Raw genomic sequence first — 22,968 nt, 5'->3', positions numbered from 1 at the left:
GGAAACATCTTAACCCTGGATCAGCGCTGGCGGCAGGCTTGCCCGCAATCCATGCGACAAACTGAGCCCTTGCGGAACTTGCGGAACTTGCGGAACTTGCGGTGCCAAGGTCTTATCATTGCACCATGCGTCGCGGCTTTCTGCTCTATTTGCTGATGGGGTTGCTGGTCCTTCGGGGCCTGGTGGGCACCGCCATGGCAGCAAGCATGGTGCCCATGCAGCACCATGCACCGGCGGCCACGGTGCAGGCCCAGGTGGCGGACCACCATGGGCAGCACGACCACCCTGGAGCCGCAACCCAGGCGGACCACGGCAGCCTGCACGGCGCCGCCCATGGTGGTGCCGATGCCACGGCCCATGCAGCCCCCCTGGCCTGCGATGGCAGCGCGGCTGCCAGCAACGGCTGCGCCACGCACAACCAGCACGCCAACTGCACAGCCTGCGAAATCTGCCACACCGCACTGATGGAGCCACCGGCATTGCCGGCCGCGCCCCTGCCGCCGGCGGCCAGCGCCGCCGCTGCTGCCGCCACGCCTTTCGACAGCGCCACCGCCGCGCTGGCCATCAAGCCCCCCATCGCCTGAAGCTGCCTGCGCAGGGCCTGTTCAGGCCTGTGAGAGCGCGCCTGCCACCCCTTTTTCGCCCACAAAGGTGCGCCTGGCGCGCCCTTGCTGTGGCGCCAAGCGTGCATGGCGCCTGACCGCCCCCTGAACGGCCCTCGCCCTGCGCCCGCCCGCACCCGCCCAGCCTGCACGCGCACGACGAGCACACCGCAGGCCATGGCGCCGTTCCATCTACCCTTCTGGAGACCGCACATGCGCGACCTCTTTGCCTTCGTTCTTCGCCGGCCCTGGCTGAACGCCCTGGTCCTGTGGCTGCCCGCCATGGCCGGGGCCGAGCCGCAGGCCACTGCCGGCCTGGCCCCTGCTGCCGCCCCCGCTGCAGACCATGCCCCCGTGGCTCACCGCACCCTTTCACCCATGCCACCGCTGCCAGACGCCGATGTGCTGCCGACCGAGTGGCGCGCCGCCCACCAGGCCGTGGCAGCTTTTCCGCGCGGCCATGCCGACATCGTGCGTTGGGAGGCCAGCCAGGGCAGCTCCGCGGCAACCGCCCAGCCGCAACACCACCAGGGGCACAAGCCATGAGCCCGCAGCCGCTTCCCCGCCTGGCGGCGCTGGCCCTGGCGAGCGCTCTTGCTGGCTGCGCCAGCGTTGCGCCCGATGGCCTGCGCGGCGATGTGCAGGCCCTGGCACAGCCTCGTATCGGTTTGACTGGAGTGGCCGATGCCGCCCTGCCCGCCGCCGACCCGGTCGCGCGCGAGCAGGCGCGCCAGGCCATCGCCGGCTGGCTGGCCCAGCCGCTCACGCAGGAGGCCGCCGTGCGCACCGCCCTGCTCAACCACCCCGGCCTGCAGGCCCGCCTGGCGGCGCTGGGCGTGGCCGATGCCGAACGCGTGCAGACCCTCACCCTGCCCAACCCGCAGTTCTCCATTGCCCGGCTCACCAACAGCCATGAGCGCGAGATCGAGCGCAGCCTGGCCTTCAGCCTGCTGGACCTGGTCACCCTGCCCTGGCGCAGCGCGCGCCAGGCCGAGCAATTGCAGGTCGCCACCGTGCAGGCCGCGCAGGAGGTGGTGGCCCATGCCGCCGACACCCGTCGCGCCTGGCTGCGCGCGGTGGCCGCCGAGCAGGTGGCCGCGGCGCATGAGCGCATGGTGGAGGCCGCCGAGGCCGGAGCCGAACTGGCCCGGCGCATGGCCCGGGTCGGCAACTTCAGCCGCCTGCAGCAGGCGCGCGAGCAGGCCGTGCTGCAGGAAGCCAATGCCCAGCGTGCCCGCGCCCGCCTGGCCGCCGCCACCGCGCGCGAGCAACTGGCGCGCAGCATGGGGCTCTGGGGGCCGCAGGTGCAGCAGTTCACCCTGCCCACGCAATTGCCGGCCCTTCCCGCCACGGCCCTGCCGGCCGACGGCATCGAAGCCACCGCGCTGCGCGAGCGCCTGGACGTGCAGGCCGCGCGCCGCCAGCTCGACACCGCGACGCGCCAGCAGGGCTGGGCGCGTGCAGGCGCCGTGTTCGGCGACATCGGCATCGCCTACCAGCGCAACACCGCAACCGAGCAGGACAGCGGCCACCGCGAGACCACGCGCGGCTGGGAGCTGGATGTACCCCTGCCCCTGTTCGACTGGGGAGGCGCCGCACGCACCCGCGCCCAGCTGCGTGTGGAGCAGAGCGCCGCCACCTTGCAGGACACGGCGGTGCGCGCCCGCAGCGAGGTTCGCAGCGCCTGGCTCACCTACCGCACCGCGCTCGACCTGGCGCGCCAGCAGCGCGATGAGGTGGTACCGCTGCGCCAGCTCATCACCGACGAGACCACGCTGCGCTACAACGGCATGCTGGCCAGCGTGTGGGAGCTGCTGGCCGAGGCACGCGCCAGCACGCAATCGGTGGCCGGGGCCATCGAGGCGCAGCGCGACTTCTGGCTGGCCGAGACCGATCTGCAACTGGCCCTCACCGGCACACCGCCCGGCGCCCTGCAAGGCCTTGCGGCCAGCAGCGCCACCCCATCCACCCCAGCAGGCCACTGATCCCTATGCAAAGACGCCATTTCTTCACGGCAGGCGCCGCCACGGCCATGGCCGCCACCACCGTCAGCCGCGTGGCCCTGGCCGCGCTGCCCGAACCCGTGCTGCAGGCCAGCGCCGACACCGCGCCGCCGCTGCACCCGCCCACGGGCCGGCCCTATGACCCCGTGGTCACCCTGAACGGCTGGACGGCGCCCTGGCGCATGAACGCCGGGGTCAAGGAGTTCCACCTGGTGGCCGAGCCCGTGGTGCGCGAGGTCGCGCCGGGCTTTGTGGTCAACATGTGGGGCTACAACGGGCAAAGCCCCGGCCCCACCATCGAGGTGGTGGAGGGCGACCGCGTGCGCATCTTCGTCACCAACCGCCTGCCCGAGCACACCACCATCCACTGGCACGGCCAGCGCCTGCCCAATGGCATGGACGGCGTGGGCGGGCTCAACCAGCCGGCCATCCAGCCGGGCAAGACCTTCGTCTACGAGTTCGTGGCACACCGCCCCGGCACTTTCATGTACCACCCGCACGCGGACGAAATGGTGCAGATGGCCATGGGCATGATGGGCCTGTGGATCACCCACCCCAGGGCGGCGCACCCGCACATCGCGCGGGTGCAGCGCGACTATGCCTTTCTGCTCAACGCCTTCGACGTGGAGCCCGGCGCGCGCACGCCCCAGGTCAACACCATGCTGGACCACAACATCTGGTGCTGGAACAGCCGCGTCTTCCCGGCCATCAGCCCGCTGGTGGCGCGCCAGGGCGAGCGCGTGCGCATCCGCGTGGGCAACCTCACCCTGACCAACCACCCCATCCACATCCACGGCCACGAGTTCGAGGTGACCGGCACCGACGGCGGCCCCGTGCCCAAGGGCGCGCGCTGGCCCGAGGTGACCACCGACGTGGCCGTGGGCCAGATGCGCCAGGTGGAGCTCATCGCCGACGAGCCTGGGGACTGGGCCTTCCACTGCCACAAGAGCCATCACACCATGGGCGCCATGGGGCACGACGTCCCCACCATGATCGGCGTGGACCACAAAGGCCTGGTCGGCAAGATCCAGAAGATCGTGCCCGACTACATGGGGATGGGCGAGCGCGGCATGGCCGACATGGGCACCATGGAGATGCCCCTGCCCGACAACACCTTCCCCATGATGACCGGCACCGGCCCCTATGGCCCACTGGAGATGGGCGGCATGTTCACCACCTTCAAGGTGCGCGCCAACCAGCCGGCGGGCGACTCCCGCGACCCGGGCCACTACGCACAGCCGACCGGCACGCAGGCCTATGAAGGGCAGGGTGCGCCGGCCGCCACGCTGACCCCGCCGCGCACCACCCCGCCGGGCACCGCGCCTGGCGCAGCCAACGCACGCAAACCCGCCGCCCACAGCGGCGGCCACCGGCACTGAGCCTTTGGAGCAGACCATGAACATCCTGTCCACATCCCGCCGCCTTGCCCTGCACCTTGTCGCTACCGCCGCCCTGCTGGCCGGCACGGGAACCGCATGGGCCCATGGCAACGCCACCCATGGAGCATGACGAGCCCTATATGTCGCATGTGGCGGCCAGTAAGCAAGGCCAGCTCGTCTGGCAATTCAACCGCCCCGGCCGCTTCGACTTTGCCTGCCTGATCCCCGGCCACTACCAGGCCGGCATGGTGGGCACCATCCACGTCATCCCGCGCAAGGGCTGACCTCGCATGAAAAAAGGAACTCCGATGACCCTCCCTTCGACCACCACCACCCGCCGTGCCTGGCTGACGGCCACGCTGCCGGTGCTCGCAGTCGCCGCACTGCCTTTGTCTGCTGGTGCAGCGGCACCCACACCCGTCGAGGTCTGGAAAGACCCGAACTGCGGCTGCTGCCAGGACTGGGTGGACCACATGCAGGCCAACGGTTTTGCCGTGAAGGTGCACGATACCGGCAACAACGCCGTGCGCGCCCGCCTGGGCCTGTCGCCCAAGCTGGGCTCGTGCCACACCGCCCTGGTGGGCGGCTACCTGGTCGAAGGCCATGTGCCCGCCAGCGACGTGCGCGCCCTGCTGCAGCAAAAGCCCGACGCCCTGGGCCTGGCCGTGCCGGGCATGCCCATCGGCTCGCCCGGCATGGATGGCCCGGCCTACGGCGGCCGCAAGGACAGCTACGCAGTACTGCTGGTTGCGCGCAATGGCAGCACCCGCGTTTTCAAGAACTACCCCGCAAAACAGAAAGCATCGACATGAACCACAGCACCACCAACCCACTGCGCACCGCCCTGCTCGCCACCACATTCCTCTTCAGCGCCGCAGTTGCGTGGGCAGGCGACGACCATGACCATGGCGAGGACCACGGCAGCCACGCAGCACCCACCGCGCCGCAGGCGGCCGCAGCCGCATCGGAGTTGACGGAAGGCGAGGTCGTGCGCTGGGACGCGGCCAGCGCCAAGGTCACGCTGCGCCACGGCCCCATCCGCAATCTGGACATGCCGCCCATGACCATGGTGTTCCGCGTCACCGACCCGGCCCAGGCCGCGCAGGTCAAGACCGGGGCCAAGGTGCGTTTTCGGGCCGAGCAGCAGGCGGGAGCCTATGTAGTGACGCGCATCGAACCGGCAACGCCCTGAGCCTTGGCCGTGTGGTGGGTGTTCCTACAATCTCCCTTCGATAGAAACGAAAGAAAGAGGAATCCGGTTCATGGAAGCCACACGACGAAATCTGTTGGCTGCGTTGAGTGCCTTGTCCAGCGCCCTGCTGGCATCGACACCAGGCATAGCCGCTGTTGCGGCGGGTGTGCAAGCCGGCATCCACCCCTGGCTGGAAGCCGGGGACACCGTGGTGGCGGAGGTGCTGGCCGATGGCAAGGCAGTGGGGCAGCTGGACCACCGCTCCACCAAGGCCGGCGTGCCCCGCCTGCCGGCCACCACCGTGGCCTTGCCCGCGGGCGTGCAGCGCCTGCAGCTGCGCGGCACGGTGACCGTGGCTGGCAAGGCCACCCGCTTTGATCGGACCTGGAAGCTGCGCGACCTGGCAAGCATGTCAGCCCCGCTGTACGAGCAGGGCAAGCCCTGGCCGGAGCGCGTGCGTGCACTGGCGCAGGCGATCCCGGTCCCTGAGGACGATGACGCTCCACTCATCGTGGCCTCCGCCCCACCGGCGGCCGGGGCCGTCTTGCAGTCCCTAAAAAAGCGGCTGGGGGCGCCCCTGCCTCCGGCGTTGGCACAGTTGCTGGCGACCTCCGACATTCGCCTGGGGCGATCGCACTTTCTGCGCCCGGCCGCCATGACCACCCTGCTCGACCTGATGCACGGCGACTTCGGCTACCCAAGCACCGGCAAGGATGCCCCGAGCAGTTTTCTACCGCCCGGCGTGCGCGACCGTTATGCACGCAGCCTGGCAGTGTTCGTCACGGTCGGTGACGGCATGGGCGCCCTGGCCTGGGACCCGAAAGGCCTCGCACCCGAGGAGCACACCCGCCTGGGCAGCACCCCAGGCCCCGCCACAGGCAGCGATGGCCTGTGGTTCTGGATGCACCAGGAGATGGCGGTCAAGCCCTCGCTGCTGCTGGACAAGGACAACCGCCCCCTGGGCACCGACCTGGCCCTGGCCAGTGTGTTCGAGCGCTACGCGCTGGCAGACCTGTTTCAGCCCATGACCGACGATGAGCTTGTGCTGGACAGCGCCACGCCCTTGGGCAACCTGCTGCAGCTGTACTTCGACCATGCGCGCAACCCGCGGCTCAGCCTGAACAGCTACAACGGCCACTACGGGCACTACACACAGTATTGACAGCCCGACTGGCTCTGCCGGGGAGGGACTTTCAGTTCCAGTACGGCAGGCGCAGCTCCAGTTCAGGCGCCACTTCGAGTACCTCCCGAAAGCGCCTGTTGGCCAGCATCTCCTCCACGTCGCGCCCGTAGCCGATGAACAGGCGCAGGCCCTCCAGGCCCGTGCCACCCAGGGGTGGCAAGATATTCAGCGGCACCGACTGCGCTTCACTGCCAAGCTGCACCTGGCTGGCCACGGCGGGTACCGGCCAGCGCAGCGGGCCCCAGGCGCCCTGCGCATCACGCTGCACCCAGACGCCCTGGCCCAGGGGCCCGGCCGATGCCAGCGCGTACACATTGGCGCCTGCCGGCGTGCCGGTGTTGCCGAATATGTCGCCCGTGAACGACAGGCTGCGCAGGTTGCCCGTGAGCAGCGTCTTCACCCGAAACGGCGGGCGGTTGGCCGTTGCCACATTCGGGGTGGCGGGGTCCAGGTCCAGGTCGCCGGTGCCGCTTTCACTGACCACAGGGATGGGCTCCGGGGCATTGGCGTAGGCACCCGATCCCAGTTGCCCCTGGCTGCCCTTGCCAAGGGCCCACACCGTGCCGTCGGCCAGGCGCATGTGGACCGTGCCGCCCCGCTGGGCGCCCAGAGCAAGGACACGGCGGTCCTCATCCACACCCATCGACACTTCAGCGATGGGCGCATGCAACTGCAAGCGCCGCCCCCGATGCTCGTTGAACAGCTTGCCGTAGCACTGCGCGGAGCCATCCTGCAGCACGGCACAGACGTTGAAATCGCCCGCGTGGATGGAGACCGCCTTTTGCGGCAGCGGCAGCACGATGGGAGTCCGCACCAGCCAATTGCCCCGGTTGAGCGCCGCGCTGTCCTGCCCGGAAATCCCGTGCATGTGCCGCGCACCCCAGAACCACACGGTGCCGGACGCGTCCAGCGCGTACGCGGCACCATAGCGCCCATCGGCGGTTGCCACCTGCGTGATGGTGCCCGGCAACCCCTCCATCTTGCGGGGTACCGACGACGCGATCAGGGACGGATGGAGATCGGAACCCTGGAACGGAGGGAAGATTTCGCGGCTACCGCCGATAGTCCAGACCGACCCGTCCACACCCAGGATGGCGCCATGCCCATTGCCCCCCACAGACACGCTGCGCGCACGCGGCACGCCAGCGGAGTCCCCCACCACGATGGGACGGCTGTGGGGGGCGGGATCGGTACCCCAGCCCCCTGAACTCCAGACCTTGCCATCCGCATCCACCGCAAGCCACTGACCCTGCGCCGCCGCAAGCCGGATGACCGGCACCCCCAGCGGAATGTGCGTGGGCGTCTGCACATAGCTGCGTTCCAGAAAGCTGGCCTGCCTGTCGTGCTGCACGGCACCCAGGCCCCAGCGGAAGATCCGTCCGTCCGCCAGCAGCGCGTGGCTGCCTGCATCGCTCGCGTGCACGCTGACGGCAGAGGACGGCAGGGCAAGCTTGCGCGGGCTGGCGATCGATTCGGCCCCACCGGCCGCATCGGAGGCAACTGCCAGGTGCAGGCTGGTGTTGGAACCCATGGCATGGAGCTTGCCGTCGCGCGTGATGTACATCAGCACCGGCAGCCCGCCCCCCACCGCGGTGTTGTTGCTGCTGGCATCGACCACGCCGGTGGCGACGCGCTCCATCGCCATGGGCGCGCCCCACGGAACCTCGCCCGGGGACACATACCGCCAGCGCCAGAGATCGCCGTCCGCCGTCCACCCCAGGGCGCCGTCACCGCCATGCAGCACTTTCTGAATCTTCACCCCGGCCTTCTCCAGATCCGGGTGGATGCTGTCGCGGATGGCGAAGGGATCGTAGGCCTGTACCCAACGCTCGGCCGGGCAGTAGGTGAGCCCTGCGGACGGCAGTCCGTCCGGGATGCGGTGGGGATCGCTGCCCCATCCCCACAGGCGGCCATCGGCATCCTTGGCGATCACGCGCGAGACCGGGCCCAAGGTTGGCATGCCGGGGCCCAGGTGGGTGATAGGCCCCTGGGCCTGGAAGAAGAAATCCACGATGGGCGGCACGCCGCGCATGGCCACCGGCACCGCAGCGCCGCTCGCGCAGGGCGCACCCTCGCCCCAGGACCACATCACGCCCTGCTCATCGAGCGCCACGGTGGCGCGCTGCTGGTGTTCGATGCGCACCAGCCGCGCAGGCACCTGTACGGAGCGCTCGGGCACGGTGGCATCCACGCCCGACGGCAGCGGCCCCCACCACCAGGGCTGCCCGTCCCTGTCGATCACGAAGGAGGGATCGGCATCGCCCCCGTTGGCGATGGATGTTGCCCCGCGAAACACCACATGGGGCATGGCCCGGTCAGCCCGCGTTCCGTCCCCCAACTGCCCCCTGGCATTGGTGCCCCAGCTCCAGACATTGCCTTCTTCGTCCAACACCAGGGCGTTGGTCCGGCTGGTGCGCACGGCCGTGGCCTTGGCCGGCAGGGGAATCTCGCGCGCCGTGCTGGCATAGATCGTCTTGCCCTGGCCCAGCTGGGCCAGGCGGTTGTCGCCCCAGGCCAGCACGCTGCCATCGGCCTGCAGCGCCAGGCCATGGCGCGCGCCGGTGGCAATGGTCTGCGCCCCTGCGGTACAGGGCAGGCCCAGGCCTGCCAGCAGCGCGGGCAACAGCAGGCGGCCCGCCGCCCGACGCCATGGTGGTGGTGTCGTCATGGTGATAGTCCCTTCCTCTCTTTGTCGGCCCAGGGCGAATGCCACACGCCACGGCGCCGTTGGAAAGCAAGCATCCTATGCGGCAGCGCACGGCCGCGCCCCACCCCAGCGGGATAGTTCAGGCCCTCAGGGGTAGGCCGGGGTGCACAGGTTCTCGGGGCACGGGTCCGCCGCGATGTCCAGCACGGCGCGCAGGCGCCGTGCGGCCAGCATCTCCTCCACGTCGCGCCCATAGCCGATGTAGATGCGCAGGCCCTCAAGCCCTGTGGCCGGGAACTGCTGCAGGATGTTGGCCAGCGCAGCCGACTGGGACTCGCCGGTGAGCTGCACGTTGCTGGCCACGGCAGGCACCGGCCAGCGCAGCGGCCCCCACTGGCCCTGGGCATCGAGCTGCACCCAGAGGCCCGAGGCGCCGCTCGCAGGTACGGCCATGGCGTAGACATTGCTCCCGGCAGGCGTGCCAGCGCTGCCGAAGACATCGCCACGCAGGGACAGCGCACGCAGGTTGCCCACCAGTTGCGTCTTCACGCGGAACGGGGGCCGCGCCGGGGCGGCACTGTTCGGCGTGCCCGGGTCCAGGTCCAGGTCGCTGGAGCCCGATTCGCTGACCACCGGCACGGGGTCGAAGGCGTGGGCATGGGCGCCGGACCCGAGCTGCCCCCACTGGCCCTGGCCCCAGGCCCATACGGCACCGCCAGCCAGGCGAAAGTGCACCGTGCCGCCCAACGCGCCATCGGCACCGATGGACACCTCGCGGATCGGCGCATGCAGCGTGAAGCGCATGCCCAGGTGCTCGCGGAAGATCTTGCCGTAACACTGGGCCGAGCCATCCTCCAGCACGGCGCAGAAGCTGCCTCCGCCGGCATGCACGGAGACGGCCTTGCCCGGCAGGGGCCGCACAAAGGGCGCCGGCACATCCAGGCCCGTGGGGGTACCGGTATCCACCGCTCCGCTCAGGCCATACGACTCCCTGCCCCGGAACCAGACCTGTCCCTGCCCGTCGAGCGCGAAGTGGGCCTCGCCGAAGCGCCCGGCAGCGATTGCCACCTGCCGGATGGGCGGCAGGCCGCCGAACTGGAAGGGAAGAAACACCAGGGGCCGGGTGCTGATGTCGGGATAGGCGACTGCGGCTGCCGCGGCGCTCCAGAGCGTTCCGTCCACCCCGAGGATGGCCGCCTTCCCGCCCGATCCGCTCATCACGATGTCCTTGACGACCGGCAGGCCCGAGGCGCGCGTGACGCGTATGGGCTGGAAGAAGTCCACCAGCCGGTACTCGTTGGCGATGGCCGTGGGGTCGATGCTCCAGACCTCGCCGTCCGCGGCCAGGGCCATCCAGCGGCTCTGCCCCACCGCCAGCTTCACTACGGGCATGGGGATGGCCAGTTGCGCAGGCCCCTGCGGCACGGTGTAGTGGTTGATGCCGGCGAACGGGTCGTACGGCGCTGCGCCGTAGCCCCAGTGGAACACCCGGCCGTCCTTGAGCAGCGCATAGCTGCCGCTGGTGTGCGCATGCACGCTGACGGCAGGGCCTGGCAGCGGAACCTTCTGCAAGTAGGCCCGGGCATCCACGCCACTGCTGGGGATGCCCAGGTGCAGGTGGATGTTGGATCCCTTGGCGTAGACCTTGCCGCCCTTGGTCACGTAGACCAGGCCCAGCGTTCCGTCGCCCTCCCAGGAGGAATAGTTGCCCGCGTCCACCACGTCCGAAGCCTCGCGGTTGAACTTGACGCCCGGGCCCTGGCTGCGCCACTGCCACAGATCCCCCTCCTGCGTCAGCCCCAGCGTGGTGCGGTTGTTCGAGGCCACGGCCTGCTCCATGTTCATGCCCAGTACCCGCGTGATCACCACGCCGGCGCGCACCAGCTCGGGCGGCACGTACAAGGGGACCGGTGCCACCGGACTGGTCCAGTCAGCGACATTGGGGGTCGGCACGGGGGGGCAGTGGCGGATGATCTCGCCCGGCATATAGCCCATGAAACCGTAGTACGCCTCGGAACCCCATTTCCAGGTCTTGCCGTCCCGGTCCACCGCCTGCACAAGGGACAGGGGCGTGCCAGCTCCCGCAGGGGTGGGTGCGCCGGAGAGGCTGGAGGCGCGCAGCCTTTCGAACGACAGCCCGAAATCCTTGAGGGGCGGCAGGCCGCGCATGGCCACCGGGCCGGTCTTGGCCGGCGAATCGGCGCAGGCCACGCCCTCGCCCCAGGACCACAGCACGCCCTGGTCGTCGAGCGCGGCAACGGTGGCCCCCCGAGGCACCAGCTTCACCAGCCGTGCGGGCACCTGGGCGGACTGCACGGGCGCCAGTGCTTCGCCCCCGCCCGGCAGCGGCCCCCATTGCCAGGGCTGCCCATCCCTGTCGAGCACGAAGGTGGGGGACGACGCCCCGCCGTTGACCACGATCTGCGCCGCATTGCGGAACACGATCTGCGGCGTAGGTCGGTCCGCACGGGTGCCGTCACCGAGTTCGCCACGGCGGTTGGTGCCCCAGCTCCAGATGTTGCCCTGGTCGTCGAGCACCAGCGCATTGGTGGTGCTGGTGCGCACGGCCACGGCCTTCGCGGGCAGGGGGATCTCTCGCGCCACCTCGGCATACAGGGTGCGCTCCTGGCCCAACTGCCCCAGCCGGTTGTCGCCCCAGGCGAGCACCGTGCCATCGGCCTGCAGCGCCAGGCCATGGCGCGCGCCGGTGACGATGGATTGGGACTGCGCGGCAGTGGCGGCCAATGCCAGTGCCAGCAGGCCGGCCAGGGATCGAAGAAGCGGATGGTGCATGCAATAGGCCTCGGAACAGGTGTTTGGCGGTAGCGTGAATCGGCTGGTCGGTTGCTCGGCCGGTAGGTTGATGGGCCATCAGTCTTCGGGCGCCAGCTCCAGCACCTCGCGAAAGCGCCGGGCGGCCAGCATCTCCTGCGCATCGCGCCCCTGGCCTACAAAAATCCGCATGCCGGCCAGACCCACGCCCGAAAGCTGCGGCAGGATGGGCAGCGCCGCCGACCGGGCTTCGCCGGCCAACGGCACATTGGACATGGCAGCTGGCACGGGCGATCCCAGCTGGCTCCACTGGCCTTGCTCGTCCAGCTGCATCCAGGAGCCGACGCCAGCGGTGGCACAGGCGCAGAGGTGTGTGGCTCCGCTGCCGGAGCCCGGGCCCGGGCTGCCGAACACTTCCGCATGGAACGAAAGCGTGCGCAGATTGCCTGCCATGCGCGTCTTCACGCGAAACGGAGGGCGCTTGCAGGCGAGCACGCTGCCATCGGCGGCAACGGCCAGGGCATGGCGTGCGCCGGTGGCGATGGTCTGAGCCGGTGCAGCCGTGGCGCCCAGCGCCAACAGCAGGCAGGAGATGGGTTGCAGAGCACGGAGTCGCATGCGGTGGTCCTGACAAGGGGATGGCCGTTGTGCCTGGAGAGCGCTGTGTGTTCAGTCTTCGGGCGCGAGCTCCAGTACCTCGCGAAAGCGCTGCGCCTGCAGCATCTCCTGCGCATCGCGCCCCTGCCCCACGAAAACCCGCACACCCGCCAGCCCCGTGCCCACGAACTGCGGCAGGATGGGCAGCGGCACCGACTGGCCTTCGCCGGCAAGCGGCACGTTGCTGGCGGCGGCAGGCACCGGCGCGCGCAGCAGGCTCCATTGGCCCTGCCCGTCCAGCTGCACCCAGGTGTCGAGGTCGGCGGTGGCGAAGGCGTAGAGGTTGGTGGTGCCGTTGCCCGCGCCACCGCCCGCTGCAGCGCCGAACACGTCCGCACTGAAAGACAGCGTGCGCAGGTTGCCCACCAGGCGGGTCTTCACACGGAATGGCGGGCGGCTGGCGGTGGCCACGTTGGGCGTGGCAGGGTCCAGATCCAGGTCGCCGGTGCCGGCCTCGTTGAGTACGGGCACAGGCTCTGCGGCATTGGCAAAGGTGCCCGAGCCCAATTGCCCGTAACGGCCCTGCCCCCAGGCCCAGACTGTGCCGTCGGCCAGACGCAGGTGCACCGTGCCGCTGCGTTTGCCGCGCGCCAACCCCAGCGTCTGCTCATCCGCGCCGATGGACAGCTCCCTGATCGGCGCATGCAGCCGCAACTGCTGGCCGAGATGCTCGTTGAAGAATTTGCCGTCGCACTGCGCAGAGCCATCTTCCAGGACCGCGCAGAAGCTCAGGTCATGGGTGCGGATGGCAGTGGCCTTCTGCCCCAGGGGCAGCAGCATGGGGGTGTTGACAGTGCGCTCGACGAATGGAAGGGCCGCGCCATCCTGGCCGGCGATTCCATAAAAAGTGCGGTCACCCCAGAACCACACTCCGCCCGAGGCGTCCAGGGCATACGACGCCTTGACGCTCACATCTCCGATAGAGGCCACCTGAACGATGGAGTGCGGCAGGCCCAGCACCTTGCGAGGAAGCGCCTGCCAGGCAAAGAACTCCGCCATGCCAATCCCGGGTGGGGGCGGGGCAATGCCTGCACCGCTGCCGACGGTCCACACGGACCCGTCGACTCCGAGGATCGCACCGTAGTCATAGCTGCCTACTGCGGCATCCCTCGCCAGCGGCATGCCGGTGGATCGGCTCACCATGGCCGCCTGGTAGGCATTGCCGGGCCTTATTTCACTGCCCCAGCCGTTGGAGCTCCAGACGCTTCCCGATGCATCCACCGCAAGCCATTGGTCCAACCCGACGGCCAGCTTCACGACCGGTGCAGGCAATGGGAAGTGGGTGGGCGTCTGCGAATAGTGCCCCATGTCGAAGTACCTGGCCAGGTCGAACACGGCAGCGCCCAGGCCCCAGGCAAAAATTCTTCCGTCGTTGAGCAGCGCATAGCTGCCTGTAGGCTGCGCATGCACGCTCGCGGCGCCCGCAGGCAAGGCCACGCGTCCCGGGCTGGACAGGCCATTGATCTGGCTTGCAGGTGTGGCCAAGTGTCCGCTGGTATTGGAGCCCATGCCGTAGAGCTTGCCATCGCGCGTGATGTACAAGAGACCAGGGCGCAGGTAGATCCCCTCGCTGGCATAGCCACTCGCATCGATCACATCGGTGGCGACGCGTCGCAAAGTCAGGCGCACGCCGGGAGCTTCCCCTTCAATCACGTCTTTCCATTGCCAGAGGTCCCCGCCCGCAGTCAGCCCCAGTGTGCTCCATGCGGCTGGAATCGTGCGCTGGATAACCACCCCGGAGCGCGCCAGATCCGGATGGGTCCGCAGCCGGTAAAAGAAGCCGCTGAGGTTCTGCGGCGTCTGCACGGGCGGGCAAAAGGTTTGCGGCGGCGGGGGTAAACTTTGCTGGCTGGGGAAGCCGGGCTCGGTCCCCCATTTCCAGACACGTCCGTCACGGTCCATTCCGTACACCAGCGACCGTGGAAACTGCGGATACTGGTTCAAAGGAGTTGCCCGGCTGGACGGATTCGCGGCGATGGCAATGTCCGTGATGGGAGTCAGGTCCGCCATGGCGACAGGGCCTGTGAATTCGGGCGAGGCCGCGCAAGCCACTCCCTCGCCCCAGGACCACACCCTGCCTTGCTCATCCAGCGCAATCGTGGTCTTCCCGCCTTGCTCAACCCGCGTGAGCCGCGCTGGCACCTGCGCAGCCCGACGTGGCAGCGCTGCGTCCTCCCCGGAAGGCAACGGGCCCCACCACCAAGGCTGCCCGTCCTTGTCGATCAGGAACGAGGGCAGGTATTCGTCGCCATTGGTGATGGCAGTGGCGCCGCGAAAAATGACCTTCGGTGTGCTCCGGTCCGCAAGCGTGCCATCGCCCAACTGCCCTTTGCGGTTGGTGCCCCAGCTCCACACGTTGCCATCGGCATCGAGGACCAGCACACCAGCGCTGCTGGCCCGCACGGCAACGGCCCTGGACGGCAGCGCGATCTCACCCGCCACCTCCGAATACACAACCTTGCCAAAGCCCAGCTGCGCCTGCCGGTTGTCGCCCCAAGCCAGCACGCTGCCATCGGGCTGCAGCGCCAGCCCATGTCGCGAACCCGTGGCAATGCTCTGCGCCTGCACGGCGCCCGATGAACCCAGGCCCGCCAGCAGGGCAGGCAGCAGACAGGCCAAAGCCCGACGCCAGTGGGGTGTCGTCATGGTGATCCTTCCTCTCTTGTTTTATCGCCCCATTGTGCTGCTCCGTCTTCGCAAGAGAGGTGATACCCGTCACGTTCAACCGCCCTTAGACGCACCGTTACATCGGGGCCGAAACAAGTCGATCTGCCGGACCGGCCGACTGCGGTTTTGCACCGCCCATAATCACAGGGCATGACGACCCCAAAGACAACTACCCCCCCCTCTTCCAGCCTCCACGCTAGCCACCACGACGCCGGCAGCATCACCCGCGTGCCCGGCATCGAGGTGGGCCATTTCACCGACACGCGCCGGCCCACGGGTTGTACCGTGATCCTGGCGCGCGACGGCGCAGTCGGTGGCGTGGATGTGCGCGGCGCGGCCCCGGGCACGCGCGAGACGGACCTGCTCGACCCCTCCAACCTGGTGGAAAAAGTGCACGGCATCATGCTGGCGGGCGGCAGCTCGTGGGGGCTGGACGCGGCCAGCGGCGCGGTGCGCTGGCTTGAAGAGCGCGGCATCGGCTTCGACGTGGTGGTGGGCCGCCTGCCGCTGGTGCCCAGCGCCGTGTTGTTCGACCTGCTGGTGGGCGACATGCGCATACGCCCCGATGCGGCGGCCGGCTACGCCGCGTGCGAGGCCGCCTCGCGCGCCGACCCGGCCGAGGGCAATGTGGGCGCGGGCACGGGGGCGGCCGTGGGCAAGATCTTCGGCATCCAGAATGCGATGAAGGGCGGCATCGGCACGGCATCGGTCACCGTGGATGGCGTCACCGTGGGCGCGCTCATCGCCTGCAATGCCTTGGGTGACGTAGTCGACCCCGACACCGCCCAGATCATCGCCGGCGCCCGCACCGACGATGGCAAACAACTGCGCGACACACGCCGCGCCCTGCTGCGCGGCGAGCTTCCCAAACCCCTGCTGGCCGGCACCAACACCACCATCGGCGTGATCGCGACCGATGCCACCATCACCAAGGCCCAGGCTCACCGCCTGGCCGTGGCCGCGCACGATGGCCTGGCCCGCAGCATCAACCCGGTGCACACCATGTCCGATGGCGACACCTTGTTCACGCTGGGCACGGGCGTCTCGGGCAAGAACCCGGGGATGATGGTGCTGTCGACCATGGCGGCCGAGGCGACTGCGATTGCCACGGCGCGCGCCGTGCGTGCGGCGCGGTCGATCACCACGGCCGAGGGCTTGCACCTGCCGTGTGCAGGTGATCTGAAGTAAGCGCCAGGGGCCTGGTTCAGCAGCCAGGCTGCGCACTCACACCACTTCGATGCGGTTGCGCCCATTCTTCTTGGCCGCATACAGCTGCCGGTCCACCGCCTCGATGAACTCCGACGGGGTGGCATAGTCGGCCGGTGTGGCCGTGCCCGCGCCGATGCTCAGCGTCACGCACTGGTCGTGCGGCGACTGGGCGTGGGCGATGGCCTGCTTCTGGATCAGGCGCTGGCAGCGCTCGGCCACCTTGAGAGCAGCGTTCGCATCGGCGCAGGGCAGCAGGATGATGAACTCCTCGCCGCCAAAGCGGGCCACCAGGTCGCGCGGGTTCTCCAGGGCTCGATCTGCGGCCCGATATAGGCGAACTTCATCGTCGCTCAGTCGATCTTCCAGGGGATGGCGCGGGTCGATTCCAGCAGGGTCTTGTAGACCACGCCGTCGCTGTCGTCGCCGCCGAGCCCCTTCACGTCGGACATGTCCATCTGCGTTCTCTCTTCGGCTTTTCTGCTGGATGATGCGTATCCGAGTGTCAGCGGACGGCCACTGGCTGGCTGTGTACTGTGGCAACCGCGTTCCAGTACCAGTAGAAGAATCCCCCCTGCGTCCGCAGCAGCGTGTGCGTGGTGATGCTGTTCTGGTGGATGTCGCCCCAGCAGGCACGGGCCGAGTTGCGGTTGTTGTGCAGGTCGATCACAGCCGCCGGGTCGCTGCTGGCCGGCTTGGGCGGCACATAGAGCGCACTGCCGCGCGGCACCCACAGGTCGGCCAGCCGGATCTTGCCCAGCGCCGGCCAGTAGCGGCCCACCGAGATCACCAGCGGCTTGGTCGGGTCGGTGGAGGCGAACACGTGCGGAAAGTCATGGTGCTCCAGGTCGGTGCAGACCACGCTGAGCAAGGCGTTGCCCGTGCCCTGGTAGGGCGACCAGTGGCCCGCGAAGGCACCGTATTCGTACTCCACCTGCTGCAGCTCGGTCACCGGGCTCTCGATCTGGACGGCCTGCCCGGGCTCCACCAGCGTAATGCCGAACGCCGCCGCGATGCTGCGCGTGGCCCACAGGGGTGCGAACACCACCTCCTCGGCCGCAAAGCCCAGTTGCGTCTCGACACCATAGGGCGGTGTGGGCTTGACGCCCAGCACATCGGCCACCAGGTACTCGTTGCCTACGGCCAGGGCTGGATCGGTGGCAGCCGGCACGAGCGGCTTGAGGCCCTCGGGCGGCTCTGTCAGGTAGACCGGCATGCCACCATCGTTGAAGAAGAACGGAGTTATGGCGGTATCGACCTGGGTTTCGTAGATGTCCTTGATGAACAGCGGGGCGTCGAGGTGGGATCCGGGCATCGGGGGTGTTCCTTTCGCGGCGGGCCTTGGCCGGTGGTTCGTTGGAGCACGCACAGGCCCCGCCGTCGCCAAGCCCGGCGCCGCGCAGGCACTATAGCCGCCCTCGATGACCTTGGCCCCATGCCCATGGCCGCACAATCAGCGCCGCGCGCGCCAGTACCAGAACAAGGCCACCTCGCGTGTGCCCGGCGCCAAGCCCCGGTACAGGTCCGCGTCGAAGCCCCTGAGCTCGAACCCGCAGGCGGCGTACAGGCGGCAGGCCGCCACATTGTTGTTCTGCGTCTCCAGCACCACGCCCGCCAGCTGCCGCGCATGCGACCAGGCGATGGCGTGCACCACCAGCGCCCGGGCAACCCCCTTGCGCCGGAACGCCTGGGCAACCAGCACATCGTCGATGGAGGCATGGCCGCTCCAGTGGCGCGACAGGTCCATCCCACCCGCGGGCTGGCCGTCCAGGTAGGCGACGAAGCTGTGCACCGCCTCACCGGCCAGCGCACCGTCAGATGCGCTGTCTCCCGGCCCTGCGCCGTGCGGCCCGTCGGCATAGGTCTTGACATAGAGGGGCACGGGGACCACCGCATAGCCAAGGCGGCCCTCCGTGAGCTGCAGGACCAGCTCGCTGTCCACGACGAAGCTGCGGTCCTCGGAGGTCCATGCGGGCACTTGGTGCGGTGCCACCTGCACGATGCGGATCCCGCCCCGCCCGTTCCCCAGGTTTTCTTCTCCGTTCGCCATCGATTTATACAAACCTCACAATAAAAACGCAACAAACTTGCGTTACCGACAGTGGCGCGACGCAATGCCCAATCCACCCGCGCAGGTGCGACTGTGCCCTGCCCTGCAAAGCCCCTTGGGGTTCCACTGCTGCACGCACTCATCCGCACCACCATGCTGCCCATCGATCCTCTCTCCTACGCAGCCTTTGTCGCCGCCAGCTCACGGCCGTGGGCCTGAACATCGGCACGCTCATGCACGCTGCAGCCGCGGCACTGGCCTGTCGGCGCTGCTGGCCACTTCGGCGCTGGCGTTCGCGGTGGTGAAGTACGCGGGGCGGCCTACCTCATCTACCTGGGCATCCAGGCGCTGCGCACGCGGGCAGGCCATGGGAGTGCGGCCACATTCCCTTCTCCACGCGCCACCAAGGCACCGCTCACGCAGGCCATCCTGGCGGGCACGCTCAACCCCAAGGTGCGCTGCACTTCCTGGCCTTCCTGCCCCAGTTCGTGGACCCGGCGCGCGGCTCTGTGGTGCTGCAGATGCTGATCCTGGGCGCCACCATGGCGGTGATGGACACACTGTACGAGCTGGCCCTGGTGTCCGTGCTCTACCGCATGCGCGACCGGCTGGTGCGCAACCAGCGCTTCATGGCCTGGCAATCGCGCATCTCGGGCGTGATCCTGATTGCGCTGGGATTGCGGCTGGCGGCGCAGCAGCGGTAGTCTGCCCTACGCCACCGCCCCGGGCTGCGCAGGCCAGCCGGCCAGCGCCTGGTCCACCACGGCGTCTAGCACCTCACGGCTGAACCCCGCCTTGGCCTGCACGGCCATGCCGTGCAGCACGGCGCACACATAAGCGGCCAGCGCGGCGCTGTTGGCGCTGGCGGGCAGGTCGCCGTCGCGCTGCGCCTGCTCGAAGCGCTCGCGCAACAGGGTTTCGCCATCTGCGCGCGCCTTGATCAGCGCACGCCGCACAGGCTCAGCATCGTCCGACCCCGCCAGCACGCCGTTGATGCCCAGGCAGCCCGTGTGGTCGGGGTAGCGGGTGTTGAGGTCCACGGCGTGGCGCAGCACGTACTCGGCCACGGCGCGCGCGGTGGGCTGCTCCAGGGCCACGGGGATGTAGTCCAGGTAGTGCTCGTAGTAGCGGTCGAGCGCGCGCAGAAACAGCGCCTCCTTGTTGCCGAAAGCCGAGTACAGCGCCGGCCGCTCCACACCGGTGGCCTCCACCAGGTCGGTGTACGACGCGCCCTCGTAGCCCTTGCGCCAGAAGACGCACAGCGCCGCATCGAGCGCCTTCTCCACATCGAATTCGCGGTGGCGCCCCATCAGCTGACCGCTTCCTGTTTTTTCATAACGATCGATATTAAACCGCTTGACCTCCGCTGTCCAATTTCATAACATTCGTTATAGTAACGATTGTTATGAATACAGCCAGCCCTTCCACACGGGCAGGAACCCATCCATCCACAGAAAGGTTTTCATCATGGGCAAGGCATTGACAGGCAAGGTCGCGTTGGTCACGGGCGGTTCGCGCGGGCTGGGGGCTGCCACGGCACTGGCGCTGGCAGACCAGGGGGCCGACGTGGCGATCAGTTACGTGGCATCGGCCGACAAGGCGCAGGCGGTGGTCGCGCAACTCCAGGCCAAGGGCGTGCGGGCCATCGCCATCCAGAGCGACCAGGCCGACATGGCAGCCGCCAAGCCGCTGGTCGCCAAGGTGCTGGCCCAATTGGGCCAGCTCGACATCCTGGTGAACAACGCGGCGATTGCCGTGCAGGGCAAGACGGTGGACGACCCCGCGCTGGACACGGTGAACCTGGACCGCCAGTGGCAGGTCAACGTCATGGGCACGGTGGCGACCACGCGCGCCGCCGCACCGGTGCTGGCAGACGGAGGGCGCATCGTCTTCATCGGCTCGCTGCTCGGCGGGCATGTGCCCTTCGCCGGTGCGGCCGACTATGCGGGCACCAAGGCCGCCATTGCCGGCTATGCCAAGGGCGTGGCGCGCGACCTGGGCGGTCGCAACATCACGGTCAACACCGTGCAACCCGGCGTCATGCCCACCGACATGGCGGCCGAGGTACTGGGCAACGGCGTGCCCGATGCGCTGATGGACCTGCACCCCATCCGCCGCATCGCCACGCTCGAAGAGGTAGCCGCGCTGGTCTGCCACCTGGCAGGGCCGAACGGGGGCTACATCACGGGCAGCGTGATCGACGTGTCGGGCGGACTGGCGATCTGAAGGGGGCGCACATGACAGCCACCACAACCCCCTCCCTGGCCCGGACGTTCGGCGCCCAATCCACTGCCGATGACGTGCTCGCAGGCCGCGACCTCACGGGCCGGCGCTTCCTCATCACCGGCGCTGCCTCGGGCATCGGCCTGGAAACGGCGCGGGCGCTGCTGGCCCACGGTGCCAGCGTCGTCGGCGCGGTGCGCGGCATCGCCCGGGCCGAGGCCGCCGCCAGCACCCTGCAAGGCGGCAACCGCCTCACCTGGGTGGAACTGGACCTGGCATCCCTGCACAGCGTGCGCGCGGGTGCCGACGCGCTGCTGAGCGCCGGTGCGAGATTCGACGCCCTCATCGCCAACGCCGGCGTGATGGCCACGCCGTTCCGCCGCACGGCCGACGGCCTGGAGCTGCAGTTCGCCAGCAACCATCTCGGCCATTTCGAGCTGCTGCGCCGCACCGAGCCGCTTCTCGTCGATGGCGGGCGCGTGGTGGTGCTGTCGTCCCAGGCGCACCGGGTGGCCGACGTGGACCTCGGCGACCCGAACTTCGAGCGCCAGCCCTACGACCCGTTCGTGGCCTACGGCCGCTCCAAGACGGCCAATGCCCTCTTTGCAGTGGAGTTCGACCGGCGCCACCGTGGGCGCGGCGTGCGCGCCGCCTCGGTGATGCCGGGCAACAGCTTCACCAACCTGCCGCGCCATTTCTCACAAGATGAGCTGCAGGGCCTGATGGAAACCGTGGGCAAGGCGCGAGCCGATGCGGGCCTGCCCCCGGGGGAACTGAAGACCATCGAACAGGCCGCCGCCACAACGGTGTGGGCCGCCGTGGTGGCCGACAAGGACGCCAGCGGCGGGCGCTACCTGGAGGACTGCGCGGTCGCCCCCGTCAACGACACGCCCAACCCGTTTGCCGACAGCGTGCGCTCGTATGCGCTCGACGCTGAGCGCGCCCGGCAGCTGTGGGACGCCAGCGAAGCGCTGGTGGCGGGCCGATGACCACCCTCGGCATCTGGGGTCAGCCTGCGGGCACATCCGGCCGCCTGGCGCTGGCGGTGTCGAGCGACCACCCCGATGCAGTGCAGTGGGTGCAGCGGCTGTACGACCAATTCGGCTTCGACAACGTGGACAACAGCCCGCTCAGCGCATCGTGGCGCATCGCGCCAGGCCAGCCGGCGTGGAAGCAGGAGCGCCAGACGCGGGCGGAGCTGGTGGCCAACCTCGCCAGGGCGCAGCGCCCAAGCGGCCCTGCAGGGACAGGCCTCGCTGTGAAATAGGTCGGCAGCATGCATGCGCTGCCGGCCGGCGCCTTGCATGCCGCGAATGAGTGCCCAACCATCTCCAGCAACACGCACAGGCGGCAAGTTCCAGCCTGTGCGCAGGGGGTGCTCGGCAGGCGCTGGGCACACGCCGTTTTCCCAGCAGCCATCCCGTGGGCTGGTTTGGGGAGTGAACGTGCATTTTCAGTAGCGGCGCAGTGTCTCATTCCGCACGAAAGATGGCGTCATATGGCCTTTCTGGCTGCGCAATGCACAGTGCCGCCCCTATGATCGCCGCGTTGTTCCGCAGGTGCGCGGTGCATGCCACCCCTCATTTGCGGAGAACCTATGGCCGTCGCCAGACAAGAGCAAGCGCTGCTCATCAAGCTCGTCATCAGCATGCTGGGCATTGCCCCAGGCAGTGCCTACCTGCCCGTGGTGGAAAAGGGCTTCGAGGACCTGGGCCGCAATCTTTCCGATACGGCCTCGGCGCTGGCAGGCCTGCCGCAGTTCAAGGCGCTGTACCCGGCCGGCATGAGCGGCGAGGCCTTCGCAACCCACTTCCTCGCCGGCATGGGCCTGCAGTCCGATGCCGGGCTCCATCGCCTGGCAGCGGACCTTTTCAACGCGGGCACGTCGCCGCAGCAGATCATCCTTGCAGCCGTGCTGGCCCTGGAATCACCCGCGCTGCCGCCGCAGTACGCCCCAGCGCGCCGGTTGCTGGAGAACAAGGCGCAGGTGGCCTATTACCACGCCCAGATCCTGGGCCGTGCAGAAACCGACTTCGCAGCCCTGGCCAAGGTGCTGGACAAGGTGACCCAGGACCCGGCCTCGGTGGAGGCGGCCAAGCTGGTGCTGAGCCAGCCGCCGGCATCGGGTGGCGGTGACGGCGGGCCCCCGCCCTTCGCCGCGACCAAGGGCGTGGGCGACATCGCATCGATCACCGGCGCAGGCACCCAGATCAGCGTAGCCGAAGCGGGCGGTACCTTCACCTTCACCAGCAGCGGCGGCGTCACCGGCACCGCCACGGTAGCCGGACCGCTGGCCGGCATTGCCGTGCCCGGGGGCTCGACCCTGGCCATCGACAGTGCACTGGCGGACGGCAAGGCCTTCTCCGGCGCGGGCACCACCCTGGTGG

The 22,968-nt window shown here is 69.1% G+C and carries 22 protein-coding genes and 1 pseudogene; 14 read left to right on the top strand and 9 right to left on the bottom strand.

Annotated elements, in window-relative coordinates; all coding sequences use genetic code 11:
* Positions 1–125 precede the first annotated feature (125 nt).
* The 8 genes from ACK59X_RS28765 (at position 126) to ACK59X_RS28730 (ending at position 6,338) form a co-directional block, all read left to right on the top strand.
* Entirely contained in the window at positions 126–584 is a 459-nt protein-coding gene (locus ACK59X_RS28765; RefSeq protein WP_409961937.1) for a hypothetical protein, read from the top strand.
* 231 nt (positions 585–815) lie between these two features.
* Positions 816–1,148 carry a hypothetical protein gene (locus ACK59X_RS28760; protein ID WP_409961935.1) on the top strand — a complete coding sequence of 111 codons (333 nt, stop codon included), beginning with the start codon at positions 816–818 and terminating at the stop codon, positions 1,146–1,148.
* Positions 1,145–2,587 (top strand): TolC family protein, encoded by a 1,443-nt coding sequence (locus ACK59X_RS28755; RefSeq protein WP_409961933.1) that lies wholly within the window; start codon positions 1,145–1,147, stop codon positions 2,585–2,587. Before ACK59X_RS28760 ends, ACK59X_RS28755 begins: the two co-directional genes overlap by 4 nt.
* Before the next feature lie 5 nt (positions 2,588–2,592).
* A complete protein-coding gene (locus tag ACK59X_RS28750; RefSeq protein WP_409961931.1) occupies positions 2,593–3,984 on the top strand; it encodes a multicopper oxidase family protein in 1,392 nt (463 codons plus the stop codon).
* A gap of 104 nt (positions 3,985–4,088) precedes the next feature.
* Positions 4,089–4,268: a plastocyanin/azurin family copper-binding protein gene (locus ACK59X_RS28745; protein ID WP_409961929.1), complete on the top strand. Its 180-nt coding sequence runs from the start codon at positions 4,089–4,091 to the stop codon at positions 4,266–4,268.
* Positions 4,269–4,292: 24 nt separating this feature from the next.
* Positions 4,293–4,796 (top strand): DUF411 domain-containing protein, encoded by a 504-nt coding sequence (locus ACK59X_RS28740; protein WP_409961927.1) that lies wholly within the window; start codon positions 4,293–4,295, stop codon positions 4,794–4,796.
* Complete coding sequence (locus tag ACK59X_RS28735; protein WP_409961925.1) at positions 4,793–5,176, top strand: copper-binding protein; 384 nt, start codon at positions 4,793–4,795, stop codon at positions 5,174–5,176. The genes ACK59X_RS28740 and ACK59X_RS28735 overlap by 4 nt, the downstream gene beginning before the upstream one ends.
* A gap of 70 nt (positions 5,177–5,246) precedes the next feature.
* Positions 5,247–6,338 (top strand): hypothetical protein, encoded by a 1,092-nt coding sequence (locus tag ACK59X_RS28730; RefSeq protein WP_409961923.1) that lies wholly within the window; start codon positions 5,247–5,249, stop codon positions 6,336–6,338.
* Between the two features lie 31 nt (positions 6,339–6,369).
* Here ACK59X_RS28730 and ACK59X_RS28725 read toward each other — a convergent pair whose 3' ends face one another.
* The 4 genes from ACK59X_RS28725 to ACK59X_RS28710 all read right to left on the bottom strand — a co-directional run bounded on the left by ACK59X_RS28725 (position 6,370) and on the right by ACK59X_RS28710 (position 15,081).
* Positions 6,370–9,027 carry an RCC1 domain-containing protein gene (locus ACK59X_RS28725; RefSeq protein WP_409961922.1) on the bottom strand — a complete coding sequence of 886 codons (2,658 nt, stop codon included), beginning with the start codon at positions 9,025–9,027 and terminating at the stop codon, positions 6,370–6,372.
* A gap of 126 nt (positions 9,028–9,153) precedes the next feature.
* A complete protein-coding gene (locus ACK59X_RS28720; RefSeq protein WP_409961921.1) occupies positions 9,154–11,799 on the bottom strand; it encodes an RCC1 domain-containing protein in 2,646 nt (881 codons plus the stop codon).
* Between the two features lie 78 nt (positions 11,800–11,877).
* Entirely contained in the window at positions 11,878–12,396 is a 519-nt protein-coding gene (locus ACK59X_RS28715) for a hypothetical protein (RefSeq protein WP_409961920.1), read from the bottom strand.
* A 51-nt stretch (positions 12,397–12,447) separates the two neighbouring features.
* Positions 12,448–15,081: an RCC1 domain-containing protein gene (locus tag ACK59X_RS28710; protein ID WP_409961919.1), complete on the bottom strand. Its 2,634-nt coding sequence runs from the start codon at positions 15,079–15,081 to the stop codon at positions 12,448–12,450.
* Between the two features lie 171 nt (positions 15,082–15,252).
* On the opposite strand from ACK59X_RS28710, the gene ACK59X_RS28705 reads away from it, so the two are divergent.
* Positions 15,253–16,290, top strand: a complete 1,038-nt coding sequence (locus tag ACK59X_RS28705) for a P1 family peptidase (RefSeq protein ID WP_409961918.1) — start codon at positions 15,253–15,255, stop codon at positions 16,288–16,290.
* Between the two features lie 36 nt (positions 16,291–16,326).
* On the opposite strand, the pseudogene ACK59X_RS28700 reads toward ACK59X_RS28705, so the two are convergent.
* The 4 genes and pseudogenes from ACK59X_RS28700 to ACK59X_RS28685 all read right to left on the bottom strand — a co-directional run.
* Positions 16,327–16,623, bottom strand: a pseudogene (locus ACK59X_RS28700) (diguanylate cyclase domain-containing protein); the annotation flags it as partial.
* A 190-nt stretch (positions 16,624–16,813) separates the two neighbouring features.
* Positions 16,814–17,623 carry a hypothetical protein gene (locus ACK59X_RS28695; protein WP_409961917.1) on the bottom strand — a complete coding sequence of 270 codons (810 nt, stop codon included), beginning with the start codon at positions 17,621–17,623 and terminating at the stop codon, positions 16,814–16,816.
* Positions 17,624–17,761: 138 nt separating this feature from the next.
* A complete protein-coding gene (locus tag ACK59X_RS28690; RefSeq protein ID WP_409961916.1) occupies positions 17,762–18,358 on the bottom strand; it encodes a GNAT family N-acetyltransferase in 597 nt (198 codons plus the stop codon).
* A gap of 231 nt (positions 18,359–18,589) precedes the next feature.
* The gene (locus ACK59X_RS28685) at positions 18,590–18,727 is read right to left on the bottom strand and encodes a hypothetical protein (RefSeq protein ID WP_409961915.1); all 138 of its coding nucleotides are present in this window, start codon (positions 18,725–18,727) and stop codon (positions 18,590–18,592) included.
* Positions 18,728–18,846: 119 nt separating this feature from the next.
* Here ACK59X_RS28685 and ACK59X_RS28680 point away from each other — a divergent pair, with 119 nt between their 5' ends.
* On the top strand, positions 18,847–19,062 hold the full coding sequence (locus ACK59X_RS28680) for a hypothetical protein (RefSeq protein WP_409961914.1): 216 nt from the start codon (positions 18,847–18,849) through the stop codon (positions 19,060–19,062).
* A gap of 6 nt (positions 19,063–19,068) precedes the next feature.
* Here ACK59X_RS28680 and ACK59X_RS28675 read toward each other — a convergent pair whose 3' ends face one another.
* Positions 19,069–19,668: a TetR/AcrR family transcriptional regulator gene (locus ACK59X_RS28675; protein WP_409961913.1), complete on the bottom strand. Its 600-nt coding sequence runs from the start codon at positions 19,666–19,668 to the stop codon at positions 19,069–19,071.
* Positions 19,669–19,825: 157 nt separating this feature from the next.
* Here ACK59X_RS28675 and ACK59X_RS28670 point away from each other — a divergent pair, with 157 nt between their 5' ends.
* The 4 genes from ACK59X_RS28670 to ACK59X_RS28655 form a co-directional block, all read left to right on the top strand.
* A complete protein-coding gene (locus ACK59X_RS28670; protein ID WP_409961912.1) occupies positions 19,826–20,584 on the top strand; it encodes an SDR family NAD(P)-dependent oxidoreductase in 759 nt (252 codons plus the stop codon).
* Between the two features lie 11 nt (positions 20,585–20,595).
* A complete protein-coding gene (locus tag ACK59X_RS28665) occupies positions 20,596–21,570 on the top strand; it encodes an SDR family NAD(P)-dependent oxidoreductase (RefSeq protein WP_409961911.1) in 975 nt (324 codons plus the stop codon).
* On the top strand, positions 21,567–21,848 hold the full coding sequence (locus ACK59X_RS28660) for a hypothetical protein (RefSeq protein ID WP_409961910.1): 282 nt from the start codon (positions 21,567–21,569) through the stop codon (positions 21,846–21,848). The genes ACK59X_RS28665 and ACK59X_RS28660 overlap by 4 nt, the downstream gene beginning before the upstream one ends.
* Before the next feature lie 330 nt (positions 21,849–22,178).
* Positions 22,179–22,968: hypothetical protein (locus ACK59X_RS28655; protein WP_409961909.1), on the top strand; the 790-nt coding region annotated here is incomplete at its 3' end.

It is taken from the genome of Acidovorax sp., assembly GCF_046339755.1.
GTDB lineage: Bacteria > Pseudomonadota > Gammaproteobacteria > Burkholderiales > Burkholderiaceae_C > Acidovorax.
Note: the sequence above shows the minus strand (reverse complement) of the source record. Positions and strands in the feature narration are given on the sequence as shown.